General features: G+C 59.3%; 11 protein-coding genes. 1 reads left to right on the top strand and 10 read right to left on the bottom strand.

All coding sequences use genetic code 11. From position 1 onward, the window contains the following. Positions 1 to 49: 49 nt before the first annotated feature. From ACP0KA_RS10080 to rpsT, 10 genes are all read right to left on the bottom strand, one after another. Positions 50 to 1,060, bottom strand: coding sequence for a methyltransferase (locus tag ACP0KA_RS10080; protein ID WP_424628655.1), 1,011 nt, complete (start codon positions 1,058 to 1,060; stop codon positions 50 to 52). A gap of 157 nt (positions 1,061 to 1,217) precedes the next feature. Further along, positions 1,218 to 2,279, bottom strand: a complete 1,062-nt coding sequence (locus ACP0KA_RS10075) for an NAD(P)H-dependent flavin oxidoreductase (protein WP_424628654.1) — start codon at positions 2,277 to 2,279, stop codon at positions 1,218 to 1,220. A gap of 43 nt (positions 2,280 to 2,322) precedes the next feature. Further along, positions 2,323 to 3,036, bottom strand: a complete 714-nt coding sequence (locus ACP0KA_RS10070) for an SDR family NAD(P)-dependent oxidoreductase (RefSeq protein ID WP_424628653.1) — start codon at positions 3,034 to 3,036, stop codon at positions 2,323 to 2,325. A gap of 116 nt (positions 3,037 to 3,152) precedes the next feature. Beyond that, complete coding sequence (locus tag ACP0KA_RS10065) at positions 3,153 to 3,968, bottom strand: winged helix-turn-helix domain-containing protein (RefSeq protein WP_424628652.1); 816 nt, start codon at positions 3,966 to 3,968, stop codon at positions 3,153 to 3,155. Positions 3,969 to 4,280: 312 nt separating this feature from the next. After that, the gene (locus ACP0KA_RS10060; RefSeq protein ID WP_424628651.1) at positions 4,281 to 5,459 is read right to left on the bottom strand and encodes a helix-turn-helix domain-containing protein; all 1,179 of its coding nucleotides are present in this window, start codon (positions 5,457 to 5,459) and stop codon (positions 4,281 to 4,283) included. A 127-nt stretch (positions 5,460 to 5,586) separates the two neighbouring features. Further along, the gene (gene gyrB / locus ACP0KA_RS10055) at positions 5,587 to 8,028 is read right to left on the bottom strand and encodes a DNA topoisomerase (ATP-hydrolyzing) subunit B (protein ID WP_424628650.1); all 2,442 of its coding nucleotides are present in this window, start codon (positions 8,026 to 8,028) and stop codon (positions 5,587 to 5,589) included. A gap of 271 nt (positions 8,029 to 8,299) precedes the next feature. After that, positions 8,300 to 9,439, bottom strand: a complete 1,140-nt coding sequence (recF, locus tag ACP0KA_RS10050) for a DNA replication/repair protein RecF (RefSeq protein ID WP_424628649.1) — start codon at positions 9,437 to 9,439, stop codon at positions 8,300 to 8,302. A 134-nt stretch (positions 9,440 to 9,573) separates the two neighbouring features. Beyond that, entirely contained in the window at positions 9,574 to 10,692 is a 1,119-nt protein-coding gene (gene dnaN, locus ACP0KA_RS10045) for a DNA polymerase III subunit beta (RefSeq protein ID WP_424628648.1), read from the bottom strand. A 224-nt stretch (positions 10,693 to 10,916) separates the two neighbouring features. Further along, on the bottom strand, positions 10,917 to 12,356 hold the full coding sequence (gene dnaA, locus ACP0KA_RS10040) for a chromosomal replication initiator protein DnaA (RefSeq protein ID WP_424628647.1): 1,440 nt from the start codon (positions 12,354 to 12,356) through the stop codon (positions 10,917 to 10,919). Positions 12,357 to 13,680: 1,324 nt separating this feature from the next. Next, positions 13,681 to 13,947 (bottom strand): 30S ribosomal protein S20, encoded by a 267-nt coding sequence (rpsT, locus tag ACP0KA_RS10035; RefSeq protein ID WP_424628646.1) that lies wholly within the window; start codon positions 13,945 to 13,947, stop codon positions 13,681 to 13,683. Positions 13,948 to 14,261: 314 nt separating this feature from the next. On the opposite strand from rpsT, the gene ACP0KA_RS10030 reads away from it, so the two are divergent. Next, positions 14,262 to 14,579 carry a hypothetical protein gene (locus tag ACP0KA_RS10030; protein WP_424628645.1) on the top strand — a complete coding sequence of 106 codons (318 nt, stop codon included), beginning with the start codon at positions 14,262 to 14,264 and terminating at the stop codon, positions 14,577 to 14,579. Positions 14,580 to 14,638: the final 59 nt, after the last annotated feature.

The following is a 14,638-nucleotide window of genomic DNA, read 5'->3' as shown; positions in this document are numbered from 1 at the left end:
CTCCGCGGACGGCGGCGTGGAAGGGATCGCCGCCGTTTTGAGCCATATGTCAGACGGCATCGGCCGTGAGGATCATCAGCGGTGACTCGGTCCGCGTCATTGAGATCTGGCCAAAGCCGCACTCAGAGAACAGCTTCTGATACTCCTCCAATGTCCGCTCACGCCCGGTTTGCATGATGAGCATGTTGATATCCATCAGCGGCGTGAGAGGCGATCCGGTTCCGGGCTCGAGCACTTGCTCGACAACCGCAAGACGCGCGCCGGGTTTTGCGGCTCGTCGACAGTTCCGCAAAATCGTCAAGCACTCCTCATCACCCCAATCATGAAGGATGTACTTGAGCAGGTACAAATCACCTTCAGGCACGCTCTCGAAGAAGCTTCCTCCAACGGCTTTGGCGCGCTTAGCAAGCCCGGCCTCCTCGGCTGCGGAACTTGCACGTGGCACCACGTCGGGCAGATCGTACACAACACCTTTCAGGGCGGTGTTCGCTCGCATGAGAGCGTAGAGGAACGCTCCTGCCGCGCCACCGACATCCACCGCTTGCGTGGCGCGCGTCGTATCCAACACACCGGCAACCATGTCTGAGATGGCAGAAGTCATGTCGGTCATCGAACCGGTGAAAGCGGCTCCCTCATCCGGAACTGCTTTATAATAGTCCCAGATCTCTGCCTTGAGGGTCGTGACCGTCTGCCGTTCGCCGGTCTTGAGCGCATCCGTGAAACGTCCCCACGGCAGCCAATGGCCAGGGGCTGCTTGTGATATGGCAAAATTCCTCAGCGAGCCTGGGACCCCCTTGCGCAGAGTTCGAAGCAGTTCAGTGGTGAGGTATCGATTTGCTTCCAGCTTGACGATTCCGAGCCCGTCGCAGGCTGTCAGGAAGCGTTTGGCAGCCGATTCGTCGAGGTTTTCGGCGCCGGCAAATTCGCGCGCCGTCATCGGTTGACGCTCGAGATGATCGGCCAGTGAATAGCACGCAGCGGCCCGCACGAGCTGCGTCACCCAGTATCCCGTGATCATGCGAAACATATCTTGCGGTGCTGAAGTCGAGGCATTGTCCATTGAGTGGCCATTTCGTTGGTTGCTGAGAAAACGAGACTGTGTCCGCGGTGATCAGCGCGGCATGTGAAGATCGTGAACGCGCGATTTTTCCGCTGTGGATTGCATCGAGAATTGGGTCATCGGGGTATTCCTTCGCGGCGCCTCCGTGGAATGGCGATTATTGCGGCCGGTTTGGCGTCGACAGCCACCTCGTCAGCTCTGCGGCTGAGAGCTGCCGGCTCAGGCGCGCAGCCTGACCGCACCACAACGGCATGAAGTCTGCACATCCCTGCGGCTCAGATGCAGCTCGCAGAGGAGCAAGTGGAGCTGCAGCGAGAGGAAACGCGGGTACATTCTCCGCCATCGGACCAAGCTCTCGAACGATCCGTGTCTCGCGTACGCGGGCGGGTCGTCCGGTAAAGATGTTTGTGACGACCGTTTGCTCCGGTCGGGAAACGGCTATCGCCTGCCGGTACAACGGAGAGACATTCGCCTCCTCACAGAATAAAAATGCCGTGCCGACCTGTACCGCCGATGCTCCTAGCGCGAATGCAGCAGCAACGCCCCTGGGATCGCCAATGCCTCCGGCTGCGATGACCGGGACCTTCACTGCATCGACAACCTGTGGCACCAGGGCCATCGTGCCGACCTGCGCGTCCACTTTGTGATGAAGAAACGTTCCCCGATGTCCGCCTGCTTCAAGCCCTTGAGCAATGATGGCGTTGCAGCCGGCTTCCTCAAGCCACTGCGCCTCTTCGACGGTGGTTGCCGAGGACACGATCTTCGCACCGGTGTTGCGCACACGTTCCAGAAGGGGCTCGGGCGGAAGACCAAAATGGAAACTGACGACCTTGGGTTTGATGTCTTCCAGGAGGGCGCAATGCGCGCTTCCAAATGTCGGAATGGGACTGCGAAAAGGACCTGGATCGAAGGCCACGCCGAACTCGGCATAATACGACGCTAAACGCTGAACCCAGGCATCCTCGCACGCGGGATTTCCCTCGGGCGATTCATGGCAAAGAAAATTGACATTGATGGGCTTCGACGTTCGCTGTCGAATTTTGGAAAACAGATTCCGAGCGTCCTCCGCGCCGAGATGGGACGCGGAAATTGATCCAAGTCCGCCCGCTTCTGCAACTCTGATCACCATCTCAGCCGTAACAATACCCAGCATTGGCGCCTGAATGATCGGGACTTCAATTCCGAACAGCTCGGTAATTGGTCGAGGATAGCTGCTCATTTCTTCCTCGTACTAGTCGGCTTTCCAGGCTGTTACCGGATCCTCAGCGCCCGGCATTGGCACCACCATCAACGTGCAAAATCTCACCGGTGATGAAAGGTGCATTTTCGAGATAGAGCACCGCATCGACGACGTCGTGAATGTCTCCCATGCGGCCCATTGGATGAAGTGCTGCGAGGAAAACGTGCGTGTCGCTCGAATGCATGGGGGTACGGATCGCTCCAGGAGCCACCGCATTCACCCGGATGCCTTTGTCCGCATATTCGATGGCGAGCGCCCGCGTGATGGCGTTAACCCCACCCTTGGTGATCGCCGTCAAAGCCGCCGGCACGCTTTTCAATGGCTGTTCGGCCACGAGACTTGAGGTAATGTTGACGATGTGCCCGCTGGCCTGACGAAGCATCTCACCTATCGCTCTCTGCGAGACATGGAAGAAGCCGCCGAGGTTGACTTGTAAGAGCGTTGCAAATTCGCTCTCGGTGTATTCCGTAAACGGCTTCGGCAGGAAAGCACCTGCGTTGTTAACCAGGGTGTCGACGCGTCCGAAGCGTTCTCTCGCTGTTTCGATAACCCGCGAGGCCGTTTCTGGCTGCGAGATATCGCCGGCAATTTCGATCAGATTTGGCTGGCTTTTGGTCGCGATCTTGCGTGAACAGGCGACGACACGATAGCCCTTGGTAAGGAATCGCTGGACGATGCCGGCGCCAATTCCCTGTGACGCACCTGTGACGATGGCAACTTTTTCTTCTGAACTCATTGTGACTGCTTTGCTGAATTGACCGGATCTCAGGCATCAATTTGACGATCGCTGCGAAAGCCGTCTTGGCGTTTTCGGACGCCTTGCTTCAGGTTTCCGTGACCGTGCCGTTTCCGTTAGAACGGCTCGACGGACGGGGCGAAGAGGTAGCCAACGCCGCGTTCGGTCTTGATGATGCGTGGTGCATTTGGGTCGGTCTCCAGCTTGCGTCTGAGACGCAGAACCTGGACATCAATGCTGCGGTCGAAAACGTCTTCATAAATCCGGGTCGCGTGCAGCAATTGCTCGCGCGAGAGCGGCCGCTGCGGTGCTTCAAGGAAGGCAACGAGCAAAGCGTATTCGCCTTTGGTCAGAGGGACGAGGTTGCCTTTCGGGTCAAGAAAGCGCCGTGTGCGGCGATCCAGGTGCCAGCCGCTGAATCTGAAACCGCCTCGCTCCGGGTCGCGCGCGCGTGTCGTCTCTCCGATCTTCTGCCGTCGGAGTACCGCACGGGCGCGTGCGAGCAATTCTCTTGAGCTAATCGGCTTGGTCACATAGTCGTCGGCCCCGAGTTCGAGGGCGACGACACGGTCGATCTCGTCGCATCGGCCGCCTGCCGTGATGATGATCGGGACGTCGGAGCGGGATCGAATGTCCCTCAGCAAAGCGAGACCGTCGTCCTCGCCTGCGCACAGGTCGAGAATAATCAGGCTTAGATTGCTGTTCGCGAAATGGCGGTTGAGCTCGCGCTGGCCGGTGATCGCGCAGGCCGGCACATTGTGCTCTTCGAAATAGCCAATGAGCGACAGGCGCGTGACCGGATCGTTCTCGATGAAGAGGACATAACCCGTGTTGCTGACAACGACATGTACGTCGTTGCCGTTTTGATTCTGGATCGAAGGTGAGGGGGACAGCTGCTCTTCCGCTGCGCCTGCAGACAGTTCTGTTTTCATGGGATCCTGCTCAGGAAGGCTAACGAGGGGGCAACTTGAACTGGGCGCCGCCCGAGGTCGCGGCGCCTTCGCGAGGTTTTCTTATCAGCCGAACCAATTGTCCTGATTTCGATGCGACGGCTAACTGGTCGATAGGGGTCGTTCGCGCCCGACAGAAAGATGACAAGCCGAGCAGGTCGATGACTTATGACGGCGTTTGTGAGGAAATCCCGAACTACTCCGGCGTCGGTCTTTCGAGACGCACATGTCGCTACAACTTTCTCTATAGGACGCCACATCGTAGCGCTTTGCTGAAATCAACCAAATTCAGGTTTAACTTGGTAATGTCTTCGCAATTGGGTCTTGGTGATTTCGGACATGTCCTTCAACTATTCGCGAGCAAGCGATCGTCGGAGCGTGCTGGATGATGAGGTTTGTGTCGTTGATCCCGGTCGCGCCGATGCGGAGCGCATGCGTGCAGAAATCCGTCGGGGATTCGCCAACGATGTCCCGAAACTCGCGCACGAGGTGGGCCTGATCGGTCAGGCCACAGGCGTGGGCGACTTGGGCCCAGGATCGGCCGCTCTGTCGTTCCGCGAGGATTTTTTGAAACCGCGCGAGGCGTGCAAATCGCTTCGGGCTGACGCCAAAAGTGGCATTGAAGCTTCGACAGAGTTGACGCGAGCTCGCGCCGACTTTTTCCGCAAGAGAGTCCATTTGCAGGGTTGGGTCTTGCCTGAGATGCAGCGCCGCGCGGTTGGCGAGACTGTCGACACAAGGGCGAAGACGCCGAAGCAGGAAGGACTGGATACTGGCAATCCGCTCCACGCTTGTCCGCGCTGCGGCGATCAGCTCGTCACACATCGCCACTTCCCAGGCACCAAAGATGTCCCCTAGATGGAAGTTGGCGTTTGCGAATTCCCTAACCGGAGCTTCGACAATGCGGCTTGCCGCGTCAGGCCTCAGACAAACAATGACGACGCCGAGTGCCCCGGTGGGGCGCAGAGTCACGGCATGAGACTGAATGTGAGTGGCGCACTTCGTCGGCAGCAGCTCTGTGCGTTGATGGATTTCCGCGGGTTTTCGATACTGACCGATTAAGTGAAGACAGGTGCCCGGGGCGCACTTGATCGTAAGCGCCTTCGCAAAGTCTTCGTCCGGAATATCGCAATCCCAAATCGCCTCGATTGTATCGGAAAGCGATGGAGAACGAAAACATCGCAGAATGCCAATATCTCTTGTCGATGTGTCTGCACGGACGCCAATTGGATATTCGACGAAATTCATGCGAGCAAAACACTCCAGCGACCTGCTACCAAGGTCTGCCGGAAATAATGGGCAAATTAAGATATGCAAAATTGAGCGAGCGACGACTTCTCGATCATGAAGTGCGTAGACGGTCGATCGCCGCTTTGTGACAGCGACGGCTTTATTGAATTTATTTATGAATCGCAGGGCATCAGCTTGGCTGACGAACAGCCGCTTCGAATGGTGGTTGCATCGCCGGACCAAGTATCGCGAGCTCGTTCACAGGCATGTGAGGATGAGCAAGCCTGCGACAGATTTGTGACACTAAGCCCTGGTCGCTGATGCTTCGCTTCTCGCCGACGTGGAGGTGAGCCGCAGCTTTACAGCCGGCTCACACGTCCACGTTGGCATCGAGGGAGTTGTCCTGAATGAACTCGCGGCGCGGCTCGACGATATCGCCCATCAGCTTGGTGAAGATATCGTCGGCAGCGTCAACTTCCTTGACCTTCACTTGCAACAGCGAGCGCGCGTTCGTATCGAGCGTGGTTTCCCACAGCTGGCCGGGGTTCATCTCGCCGAGGCCTTTGTAGCGCTGATAGCTGACGCCCTTGCGGCCAGCTTCAGTCACCGCTTCAAACAGGGTCACAGGGCCATGGATCGGCGTTTCGGTGTCCTTGCGCCGAAGCATAGCGCTGCGCGGATAAGCTTCCTGCAAGGTCACGGCGTACTCGTCGAGCTTGCGCGCTTCAGCGGAGCCGAGCAGAGCATCGTCGATGACGGCGACATCCTTGACGCCGCGGACCGTGCGCTCGAAGAAATATCCTTCACCTTCGGTGAAGCGACCAATCCAGCCGCGCTCGACCTCGTCCGCCAGTGCATCAAGGCGCTTGGCAATGTAGTCCGCGGCCGCGCTGGCCGTCTCGGTGTTGCCGACCACGCTCGGGCTCAGCACGCCCGCGATCGCCGCCTGTTCGACCACATCGCGATTGTAACGGCTGTGCATATTATTGAGGAGGCCGCGGATCACGCGCGCATCGTCCACCAGCGCCTGGAGATCGCGTCCACTGCGGTCCTCGCCGGACGCCAGTTTCAGAACGCAATCATCGAGCCCGGTCTCGATCAGGTAATCTTCCATCGCGCGCTCGTCCTTGAGATACTGCTCGGACTTGCCGCGGGTCACTTTGAACAGCGGCGGCTGCGCGATGTAGAGATGGCCGCCCTCGATCAGCTGCGGCATCTGGCGGAAGAAGAACGTCAGCAACAGGGTGCGAATATGCGCGCCGTCCACGTCGGCGTCGGTCATGACGATGATCTTGTGGTAGCGCAGTTTCGAAAGGTCGAAGTCCTCTCGGCCGATACCGGTGCCGAGCGCGGTGATCAGCGTACCGATCTGTTCGCTGGAAAGCATCTTGTCGAAGCGTGCGCGTTCGACATTGAGGATCTTGCCGCGCAGCGGCAGCACCGCCTGGAACTCGCGATTGCGGCCCTGCTTGGCGGAGCCGCCGGCGGAGTCACCCTCGACGATGAACAGTTCGGATTTGGCCGGATCGCGCTCCTGACAATCGGCGAGTTTGCCGGGCAGAGAGGCGATGTCGAGGGCGCCCTTGCGGCGCGTCAGTTCGCGGGCCTTGCGCGCGGCTTCGCGCGCCGCCGCGGCCTCGACGACCTTGCCGACGATGGTCTTGGCCTCAGAGGGATGTTCCTCGAACCAGGCCGCCAGCGATTCGTTGAGCACGTTCTCGACGACGGGGCGGACTTCGGACGAAACCAACTTGTCTTTCGTCTGCGACGAGAATTTCGGGTCCGGCACCTTCACCGAGAGCACGGCGGTCAGGCCCTCACGGCAATCGTCGCCAGTGAGCGCGATCTTTTCCTTCTTCGCCATCGCATCGGCATAGCTCGTCACCTGGCGCGTCAGGGCGCCGCGAAAGCCCGCAAGGTGGGTGCCGCCGTCGCGCTGGGGAATGTTGTTGGTGAAGCAGAGTACGTTCTCGTGGTAGCTGTCGTTCCACCACATCGCGACTTCGACGCTGATGCCGTTCTGCTCAGCGCGCATCACGATCGGCTCAGTGACCACGCCCTTCTTATTGCGATCGAGATACTTGACGAACGCCTCGACGCCGCCTTCGTAATGCAACTCCTCACGCTTCTCGACAGCATGGCGCATGTCGGACAGCAGAATATTGACGCCGGAATTCAGGAACGCGAGTTCGCGCAGGCGATGCTCCAGCGTGGCAAAATCGTATTCGACGTTTTTGAAGGTTTCGGTCGAAGCTAGGAAGGTCACCTCGGTGCCGCGCTTGCCACTGGCATCGCCGACGACCTTGAGCGGCGCAACGACATCACCGTGCGCGAATTCGACGTAATGCTCCTTGTTGTCGCGCCAGATCCGCAGCTCCAGTTTGCTCGACAGCGCGTTGACGACGGAGACGCCGACGCCATGCAGACCGCCGGAGACTTTGTAAGAATTCTGGTCGAACTTACCGCCGGCATGAAGCTGGGTCATGATGACTTCAGCCGCCGAGATGCCTTCGCCCTTATGGATATCGGTCGGAATGCCGCGGCCGTCATCGCGCACCGTCACCGAGTTGTCCGGATTGAGGATGACGTCAACGCGCGTCGCGTGTCCGGCAAGCGCTTCGTCGATGGCGTTGTCGACGACTTCGTAGACCATGTGGTGCAAGCCGGAGCCGTCATCGGTGTCGCCGATGTACATGCCGGGGCGCTTGCGCACCGCATCAAGGCCCTTCAGCACCCTGATCGATTCCGCGCCGTATTCCGCACCTGAGGATGGCGCTGGTTCGGCGCTGGCTTGCCGGGCTGGTTCACTCATATTGGAGCCTTTGAAGGTGGGTCGATTGAGGTCGCGGAAACGCGTCCCGGATCATCGATTTGTGCCATGAAATCAGATGGCCGCATAGGGCAAACTAGCGCCAACCAAGTCTTTGAATAGATGGGATTTTTTGGCCGATTTTCAAGCCCGCAAACGGCCCTTTCCGAGCGGCTGTGAAAGCATGATTCGACGGCGCAATTTTGGGCGTTTTGCAGGCATGATTTGAACGCCACGTCGGTCGCGCGATCGAGGTGTTTATCGAGGCGGATCTCTACGCGCGGCGTGTGACGCGTCCGCCGTCGACATCGAAAATATCGGCATCGACGCCCATGTTCGCGAAGGCAGCCGGGTCTGCGCCTGTCAGCCAGACTTGTGCTCCGAGCTTCGCAAGCTCGGTGAACAGCGCCCCACGGCGGTTCGGATCGAGATGGGCGACGACTTCATCGAGCAGCAACAGCGGGGTGATGCCGGTCATCTCCGCGACGAGATTCGCGTGCGCGAGGACGAGACCGATCAGCAGCGCCTTTTGTTCACCGGTGGAGGCGTCGCGTGCCGGCATGTTTTTCGGCGCATAGACGACTTGCAGATCGGTCAGATGGGGTCCGTTGAGCGTTCGCCCGGCGGCGGCGTCTTTCAGGCGGCCTTCGCGCAGGATCTCCCTGTAGCGGTCTTCCACGGCAGTGGCGGTCTCGGTCAGAAGCGCGTTTTCCATCCAGCCGTCGAGGGCGATCAGAGCGGACGGAAAAGGCGACTGGCTGCCCCGCGCAGCCAGCGTTGCCGCGAGCCTTTGCAGGGTCTGGCCGCGTTGAGCCGCGACAGCAACCGCAAGTTCCGCGGTCTCGCGTTCAATGGCCTCGCACCAGTGTGGGTCGAAATTGCGGTCCTCGAGCAACCGGTTCCGCGAGCGCAGGGCGCGATCCAGCGCGGATACGCGGCTTGAATGGTCACTGTCGATGGCCAGCACGAGGCGGTCGAAGAACCGTCGCCGCTCGGATGCCGCGCCCATGAACAACCCATCCATGGCGGGCGTCAGCCACACCATGCGCAGATAATCAGCAAAGGCTGTCGCTGAAGGTACGGGTTCGCGGTCGATGCGGCAGCGGCGGGGTGATGACGCGCCTTCGGACGCTGGTGCATCGATCCCGGTGCCGAGTGTGGACAGACCAAGTTCGCCTTCGACCGTTGCCGACACAGCCCATGAGCCATCGCCTTGATTATCGGCGACATCCTCCAGGGTGGCGCGCCGCAACCCGCGGCCGGGCGAGAGAAATGAGATCGCTTCCAGACAGTTGGTCTTGCCTGCGCCATTGGCGCCCACCAGAACGACGACGTTGCTGGCCGTTTCCAGGCTGGCCGCGCGGTAGTTGCGGAAGTGCGTCAGGCTGAGACGCAGGATACGGGAGGCTGTCATCGATCAAGAACTCTGTCGCCGTCTTGTGGCCGTAAAGCCGGCAGCTACGTCCTGAGAGGCGCCCGAAGACGTGGATGGCCGGGACGAGCCCGGCCATGACGCATCTAGGGACGAAATATCAGAACAAAAAGTCCTCACACCCGCATCGGCATCAGCACGTAGAGCGCGCCTTTGTTGTCCTTGTCCTGCACCAGCGTCGGCGAACCAGGATCGGCAAGGCGGAGCACGGCCACTTCGCCCTCGATCTGCGCGGCAATATCGAGCAGATAGCGCGAGTTGAAGCCGATATCGAGCGCGTCGGACGCGTATTCCACCTCGAGCTCTTCGGTTGCGCTTCCCGAGTCCGGATTGGTGACGGACAGCACCAGCTTGCCTGGAGCAAGAGACAGTTTCACCGCGCGTCCGCGTTCGCTGGAAATGGTCGATACGCGATCCACCGCGGCTTCGAAGTCTTTCTTGTCGACGAGAAGCTGCTTGTCATTGTTTTGCGGAATGACGCGCCCGTAGTCGGGGAAGGTGCCGTCGATCAGTTTCGAGGTCAGCACCACGTCGGCGATGGTGAAACGGATCTTGCCCTGCGAAAGCTCGATCTTGAGCTCCTCATCATTGTTTTCGATCAGGCGCTGGACTTCGCCGACCGTTTTGCGAGGAACGATCACGCCCGGCATGCCGTCTGCGTTTGGAGGCAACGGCAGATCGACCTGCGCGAGACGATGGCCGTCGGTTGCGACCGCGCGAAGTGTCGCGTCCTTCGCCGTGCCGGCGGCGTGCAGGTAGATGCCGTTGAGGTAGTAGCGTGTTTCTTCCGTTGAAATCGCGAACTGGGTGCGGTCGATCAGGCGCTTCATGTCTGATGCGGCCAGTGCGAAGGCATGCGTCATGTCACCGGCCGCGAGGTCGGGGAAATCGCTCTCGGGCAGGGTCTGCAACGTGAAGCGCGAACGGCCGGCGCGGATGGCGAGAACCGATCGGTCGCCATCGGCTTCGAGCATGATTTGCGATCCGTCAGGCAGCTTGCGCACAATGTCGTAGAACATATGGGCGGGCACCGTGGTCGAACCTGCGGTGCCGGTCTCTGCCGCCAGCGTTTCGGTCACTTCGAGATCGAGGTCGGTGGCCTTCAGGCTGAGGCGCGACTTTTCGGCGCGGATCAGCACGTTGCCCAGGATCGGAATCGTGTTGCGCCGCTCCACCACACGATGGACATGGCCTAGCGATTTCAGGAGTTGTGCGCGCTCGACGGTAACTTTCATGACAAATCCGCCCGATCCCAAGCAAGTGTCTGCGCGTCGGCCGTAAAACCGTGTCCCCTTACGGAAGACGCGCGATGAAGATGCCGGGCGGAGGCCGCCACGGCGACTGACGCCCATGGCCCAGCCAAAATGATTTTGGCCGGGTCCATGGGGGACCGCAAGGTGGCGTGGATAAGGGCTGAGCGCAAGGGCGACGAGCGCCGTAACTGCGCGTTTCCCCTTTGTTATTCCTGAAGCTGGCGCTTCAGGAGCTCGACTTCGTCGGACAGCGTAAGGTCCTTGGAGACCAGGGATTCGATCTTGCGGACCGCGTGGAGCACAGTGGTGTGGTCCCGACCGCCAAACCGGCGACCGATCTCGGGGAGCGAACGCAGCGTCAGGGTCTTCGCCAGATACATCGCAACCTGGCGCGGGCGAACCACGTTGGCGGTACGGCGTGACGACAGCAGGTCCGACCGGCTGACATTGTACTGACGGGCGACGACCCGTTGAATGTCCTCGATCTTGACCCGCTTGGGCTCTTGCGGCCGCACCAGATCGCGGACCTCGCGCTCAGCCATTTCCAGCGTCACCGCCGTGGCATTGAGTTTGCTGTGCGCGAGCAGACGATTGATCGCGCCCTCGAGGTCACGGCCATTATGCGTAATGGTCTTTGCCAGATAATCGAGCACCGGAAGCGGGACATCGAAGGACGCGTGATGCACCCTCGCGGCCGTCACGCGCGACTTCAGAATTTCGAGCCGAAGCTCCTCGCCAAGCGAGCCCATCTCGACCACGAGGCCGCCTGCCAGGCGCGAACGCACCCGGTCATCCAGGCTTTCCAGATCTGACGGCGGCCGGTCGGCTGCAATCACAACCTGACGTCCGGCATCGATCAAAGCGTTGAGGGTGTGGCAGAACTCCGATTGGGTCGATTTCCCCTGCAGGAATTGCAGGTCGTCGATCACCAGCACGTCGATGCCGCGCAGTGCTTCTTTGAATGCGAGTGCCGTCTGCGACTTCAGCGCGGCAACGAAGCCGTACATGAACTTCTCGGCCGTCAGATACAGCACCTTGCGATCGGAGCTGGAGTTGCCCGCCCAGGTGACGGCCTGCAGCAAATGGGTTTTGCCGAGGCCAACACCTGCGTGAATGTAGAGCGGATTGAACATCACCGGATCGCCATGCCGGCCTTCCGCAACCTGACGCGCTGCCGCGAGTGCCAGGGTGTTCGAGCGGCCCGTGACGAACGATGAGAATGTCAGGCGTGGGTCGAGCGGCGAGCCGCCAAGCGCGTCATGATTGGCTGACACCGGAACGGTGGCGGTGGCGCGTAGTTCGGGGATAGGCCGGTTGTCCAGGCGCTCCGGACGGCGTTCTTCAATTGCCGGTTTGACGTCCTTCGCTGGCGCCGGGGCGCGCACCGCGCTGCGCACGGTCAGGTCGACACGGCTGACCTCGGGCAGTTCAGCCTGCCAGCAGCTCAGCACGCGCTCTGCATAATGTGCCTGAATCCAGCTCTTGAGAAACTTGGTGGGAACCGACAGGTGCACGCTGTCGTCCTGAATCCGCTCAAGATCCATCCGCGCAAACCAACTGGTGTAGACATCTTCACCGACGTTGGTGCGGAGGCGTCCCTTTACCCGGTTCCAGTGATTTTGTTCGTTGTTTGCCACGTCTGTCATTTGAGCTCTGACTTTTCTCGTTGGATTGGTTTCGTCTGTAGGGTGATTTGTCCGACGGCGGTTCCATCGTTCACGGACAGAACATCGTTCGGCATTGACTGCCGTCGACTCCGCCGGGAACTCGAAAGGAAACGCGGTGGGTTAGCGCGTACTGTGAGGTGAAGAACCGTCAGACGCGGATGGCGCGCAGGAAACGTTGAGCGCGAAGAATGTCTTTGAAATGGGATTGCCGATTGAAAATGTCTTTAGATTTTCTGGCTGCTTCTGTTTGATGGACATGAAAGCTCCCCCTCCTGTCGCGTAGGAAATCGCGACAAGTTGCTGTCGTGTTGATGTGTCAAAAATTCGATTTTGCATCCCGAACAATTCACTGTTCAGGTTTGCGCTGCCGCCCGTCTTACTACCCAACCCCGTCCTTCAACATTCCACCTTCCAAGTGACCCGTCCCGTGGGCCTTCTCCTTCGTTGTTGCCGTGTCCCGCACATCGGAAATTCACGACCGGAGAAATTTCGCCACGGCAAGCCGATCTCATAAACCACATGAGGTTGAACTCGACCATCGCTTGGAAAGCGTCGCTAACGTGCAGACCGTATCTTACTTGCACGCCCACCCCAGTTCTTAGACCGCACTGATCAAAAGAGCCGCAGGTGGCGCGACGGAATAAGAAATACACGAGGCGTCGTGTCTCGCAACGAAATTGATTTTGCTCCGCGTGCGTGTGTTTCGATTTACCCGCACTGCGAAACGCATTGTGCGCTGTGACAGAACAGCAAGGTTTTGAATCTGCGCAGAGATTCGTAACGTTGGACAACTGTCACATAGGTGCGGCCCGCACAAAAGAAATTCATAAATTGTTTATGTTTGATCCGGGCGCGACCGCGTTTTGAAAGTGGTGTGCGTCGCTATGCCGATAAGTAGCTAACGAGTCGTGCATTTTCCTGTTCAACGAAACAGGGTAACTCCCGAGTCATCCACGGCTTCCGTATGAATACGGGCTTGCAATTTGCAAACATCATTGTCCGCTGCGTTTTGCAAACATCGCCGTCGAATCGGTGTGCGAGTGCGATACCGTATCGTCGATACGTCAAGCGTTCTGACGTTGGATGGCGGTGACAGAAAGACCGCATGGTTACCGCGTGCGCGTCCGCATCATGGTTTGATCGGCAAAGACAACATCACGTGCGACGATGTGGCATGAGCAGCATCGTCAATCGTCAGCTACGTTGATGATGACGTCGCGTGAGGAACGTCTGGTCTTGAAAAAACAAAAGCCCGGCAGAGAAGCCGGGCTTTGAAAAGATCGTTTTGACTTGATCGGTCAGATCACTGCGCAAGCTTGGCGATTGCGTGCGTCAGGCGTGACACCTTCCGGCTCGCATTGTTCTTGTGAATGATGTTGCGCCGAGCAGCCTGCATCAGTTCGGGCTCGGCGTGCTTCATTGCTTCGACGGCCGCGTTGCGGTCGCCCTTCTTGATCGCGTCTTCAACGGTGCGAACCGCGCCGCGCATTTGGGTGCGACGCGACTTGTTGATCAGAGTACGGCGGGCAATCTTGCGCGTCGCCTTCTTCGCAGAGGTGGTATTGGCCATGTGCTCTCGGTCCTTCAGGCTGCGGCTCAGACCGCCAGCCTGATCGATATCGACCGTTCGGCCGATGATGGGTGAAAATCCAGTTGTCCTTGAAAAGGTTCTTCTCAAAGAACATCGGCGGCAGGATTGCGCCCACCGCCAGTCGGAGGCTGTTATAAGGATACCTGTTTGCAGCGTCAACGATTTCCAGGCCTGATTCGGACCACGGAACGCGGCTTTTGGGCCCCGTTACCGTTGAATTTGGCTGATCGGGGCGGTATGGCGGGGCTGCCGGGCGGTTGGGGAGCCGTGGCCGGCTTAGTGTGGGGTGGGTGATGATCCGCGGCTTTTTTCGACTGATCGGGCTGGTATTGCTGGTCCTCGGGTTCCTTGCCCTGGTTTACGACGGGGCGCGCTCGATCGCCGATCAGACCGTCCGGCTGACACGGCTTGGCGAATTGTGGAACGACATCAACCAGGGAAGTCAGCACGCTGTGCAGAGCATGGTTGAAAGTTTCTCGCCGCTCTTATGGAATGCGGTCATCAAGGTGCTTCTCAATCAGCCGGCCTGGGCCGTGATGGGCGTTTTAGGCATCTTACTCATGTTGCTGTTTCGGCCCGGCAAGCCGCTGATCGGCTACTCGCGGCACTAACTCCGCAACTCCGCTTGTGTGCGCAGACAGCATTCGTTCCGATGTCAGGGGCGATGCCA

Source organism: Bradyrhizobium sp. SYSU BS000235 (genome assembly GCF_049747295.1).
GTDB lineage: Bacteria > Pseudomonadota > Alphaproteobacteria > Rhizobiales > Xanthobacteraceae > Afipia.
Note: the sequence above shows the minus strand (reverse complement) of the source record. Positions and strands in the feature narration are given on the sequence as shown.

What these genes read in the sequence shown, in the direction of transcription:
- dnaN (WP_424628648.1), bottom strand. Translation starts at nt 10,692, where the DNA reads ATGAAAGTTACCGTCGAGCGCGCACAACTCCTGAAATCGCTAGGCCAT.
- rpsT (WP_424628646.1), bottom strand. Translation starts at nt 13,947, where the DNA reads ATGGCCAATACCACCTCTGCGAAGAAGGCGACGCGCAAGATTGCCCGC.
- ACP0KA_RS10070 (WP_424628653.1), bottom strand. Translation starts at nt 3,036, where the DNA reads ATGAGTTCAGAAGAAAAAGTTGCCATCGTCACAGGTGCGTCACAGGGA.
- ACP0KA_RS10030 (WP_424628645.1), top strand. Translation starts at nt 14,262, where the DNA reads ATGATCCGCGGCTTTTTTCGACTGATCGGGCTGGTATTGCTGGTCCTC.
- ACP0KA_RS10065 (WP_424628652.1), bottom strand. Translation starts at nt 3,968, where the DNA reads ATGAAAACAGAACTGTCTGCAGGCGCAGCGGAAGAGCAGCTGTCCCCC.
- recF (WP_424628649.1), bottom strand. Translation starts at nt 9,439, where the DNA reads ATGACAGCCTCCCGTATCCTGCGTCTCAGCCTGACGCACTTCCGCAAC.
- gyrB (WP_424628650.1), bottom strand. Translation starts at nt 8,028, where the DNA reads ATGAGTGAACCAGCCCGGCAAGCCAGCGCCGAACCAGCGCCATCCTCA.
- ACP0KA_RS10075 (WP_424628654.1), bottom strand. Translation starts at nt 2,279, where the DNA reads ATGAGCAGCTATCCTCGACCAATTACCGAGCTGTTCGGAATTGAAGTC.
- ACP0KA_RS10080 (WP_424628655.1), bottom strand. Translation starts at nt 1,060, where the DNA reads ATGGACAATGCCTCGACTTCAGCACCGCAAGATATGTTTCGCATGATC.
- dnaA (WP_424628647.1), bottom strand. Translation starts at nt 12,356, where the DNA reads ATGACAGACGTGGCAAACAACGAACAAAATCACTGGAACCGGGTAAAG.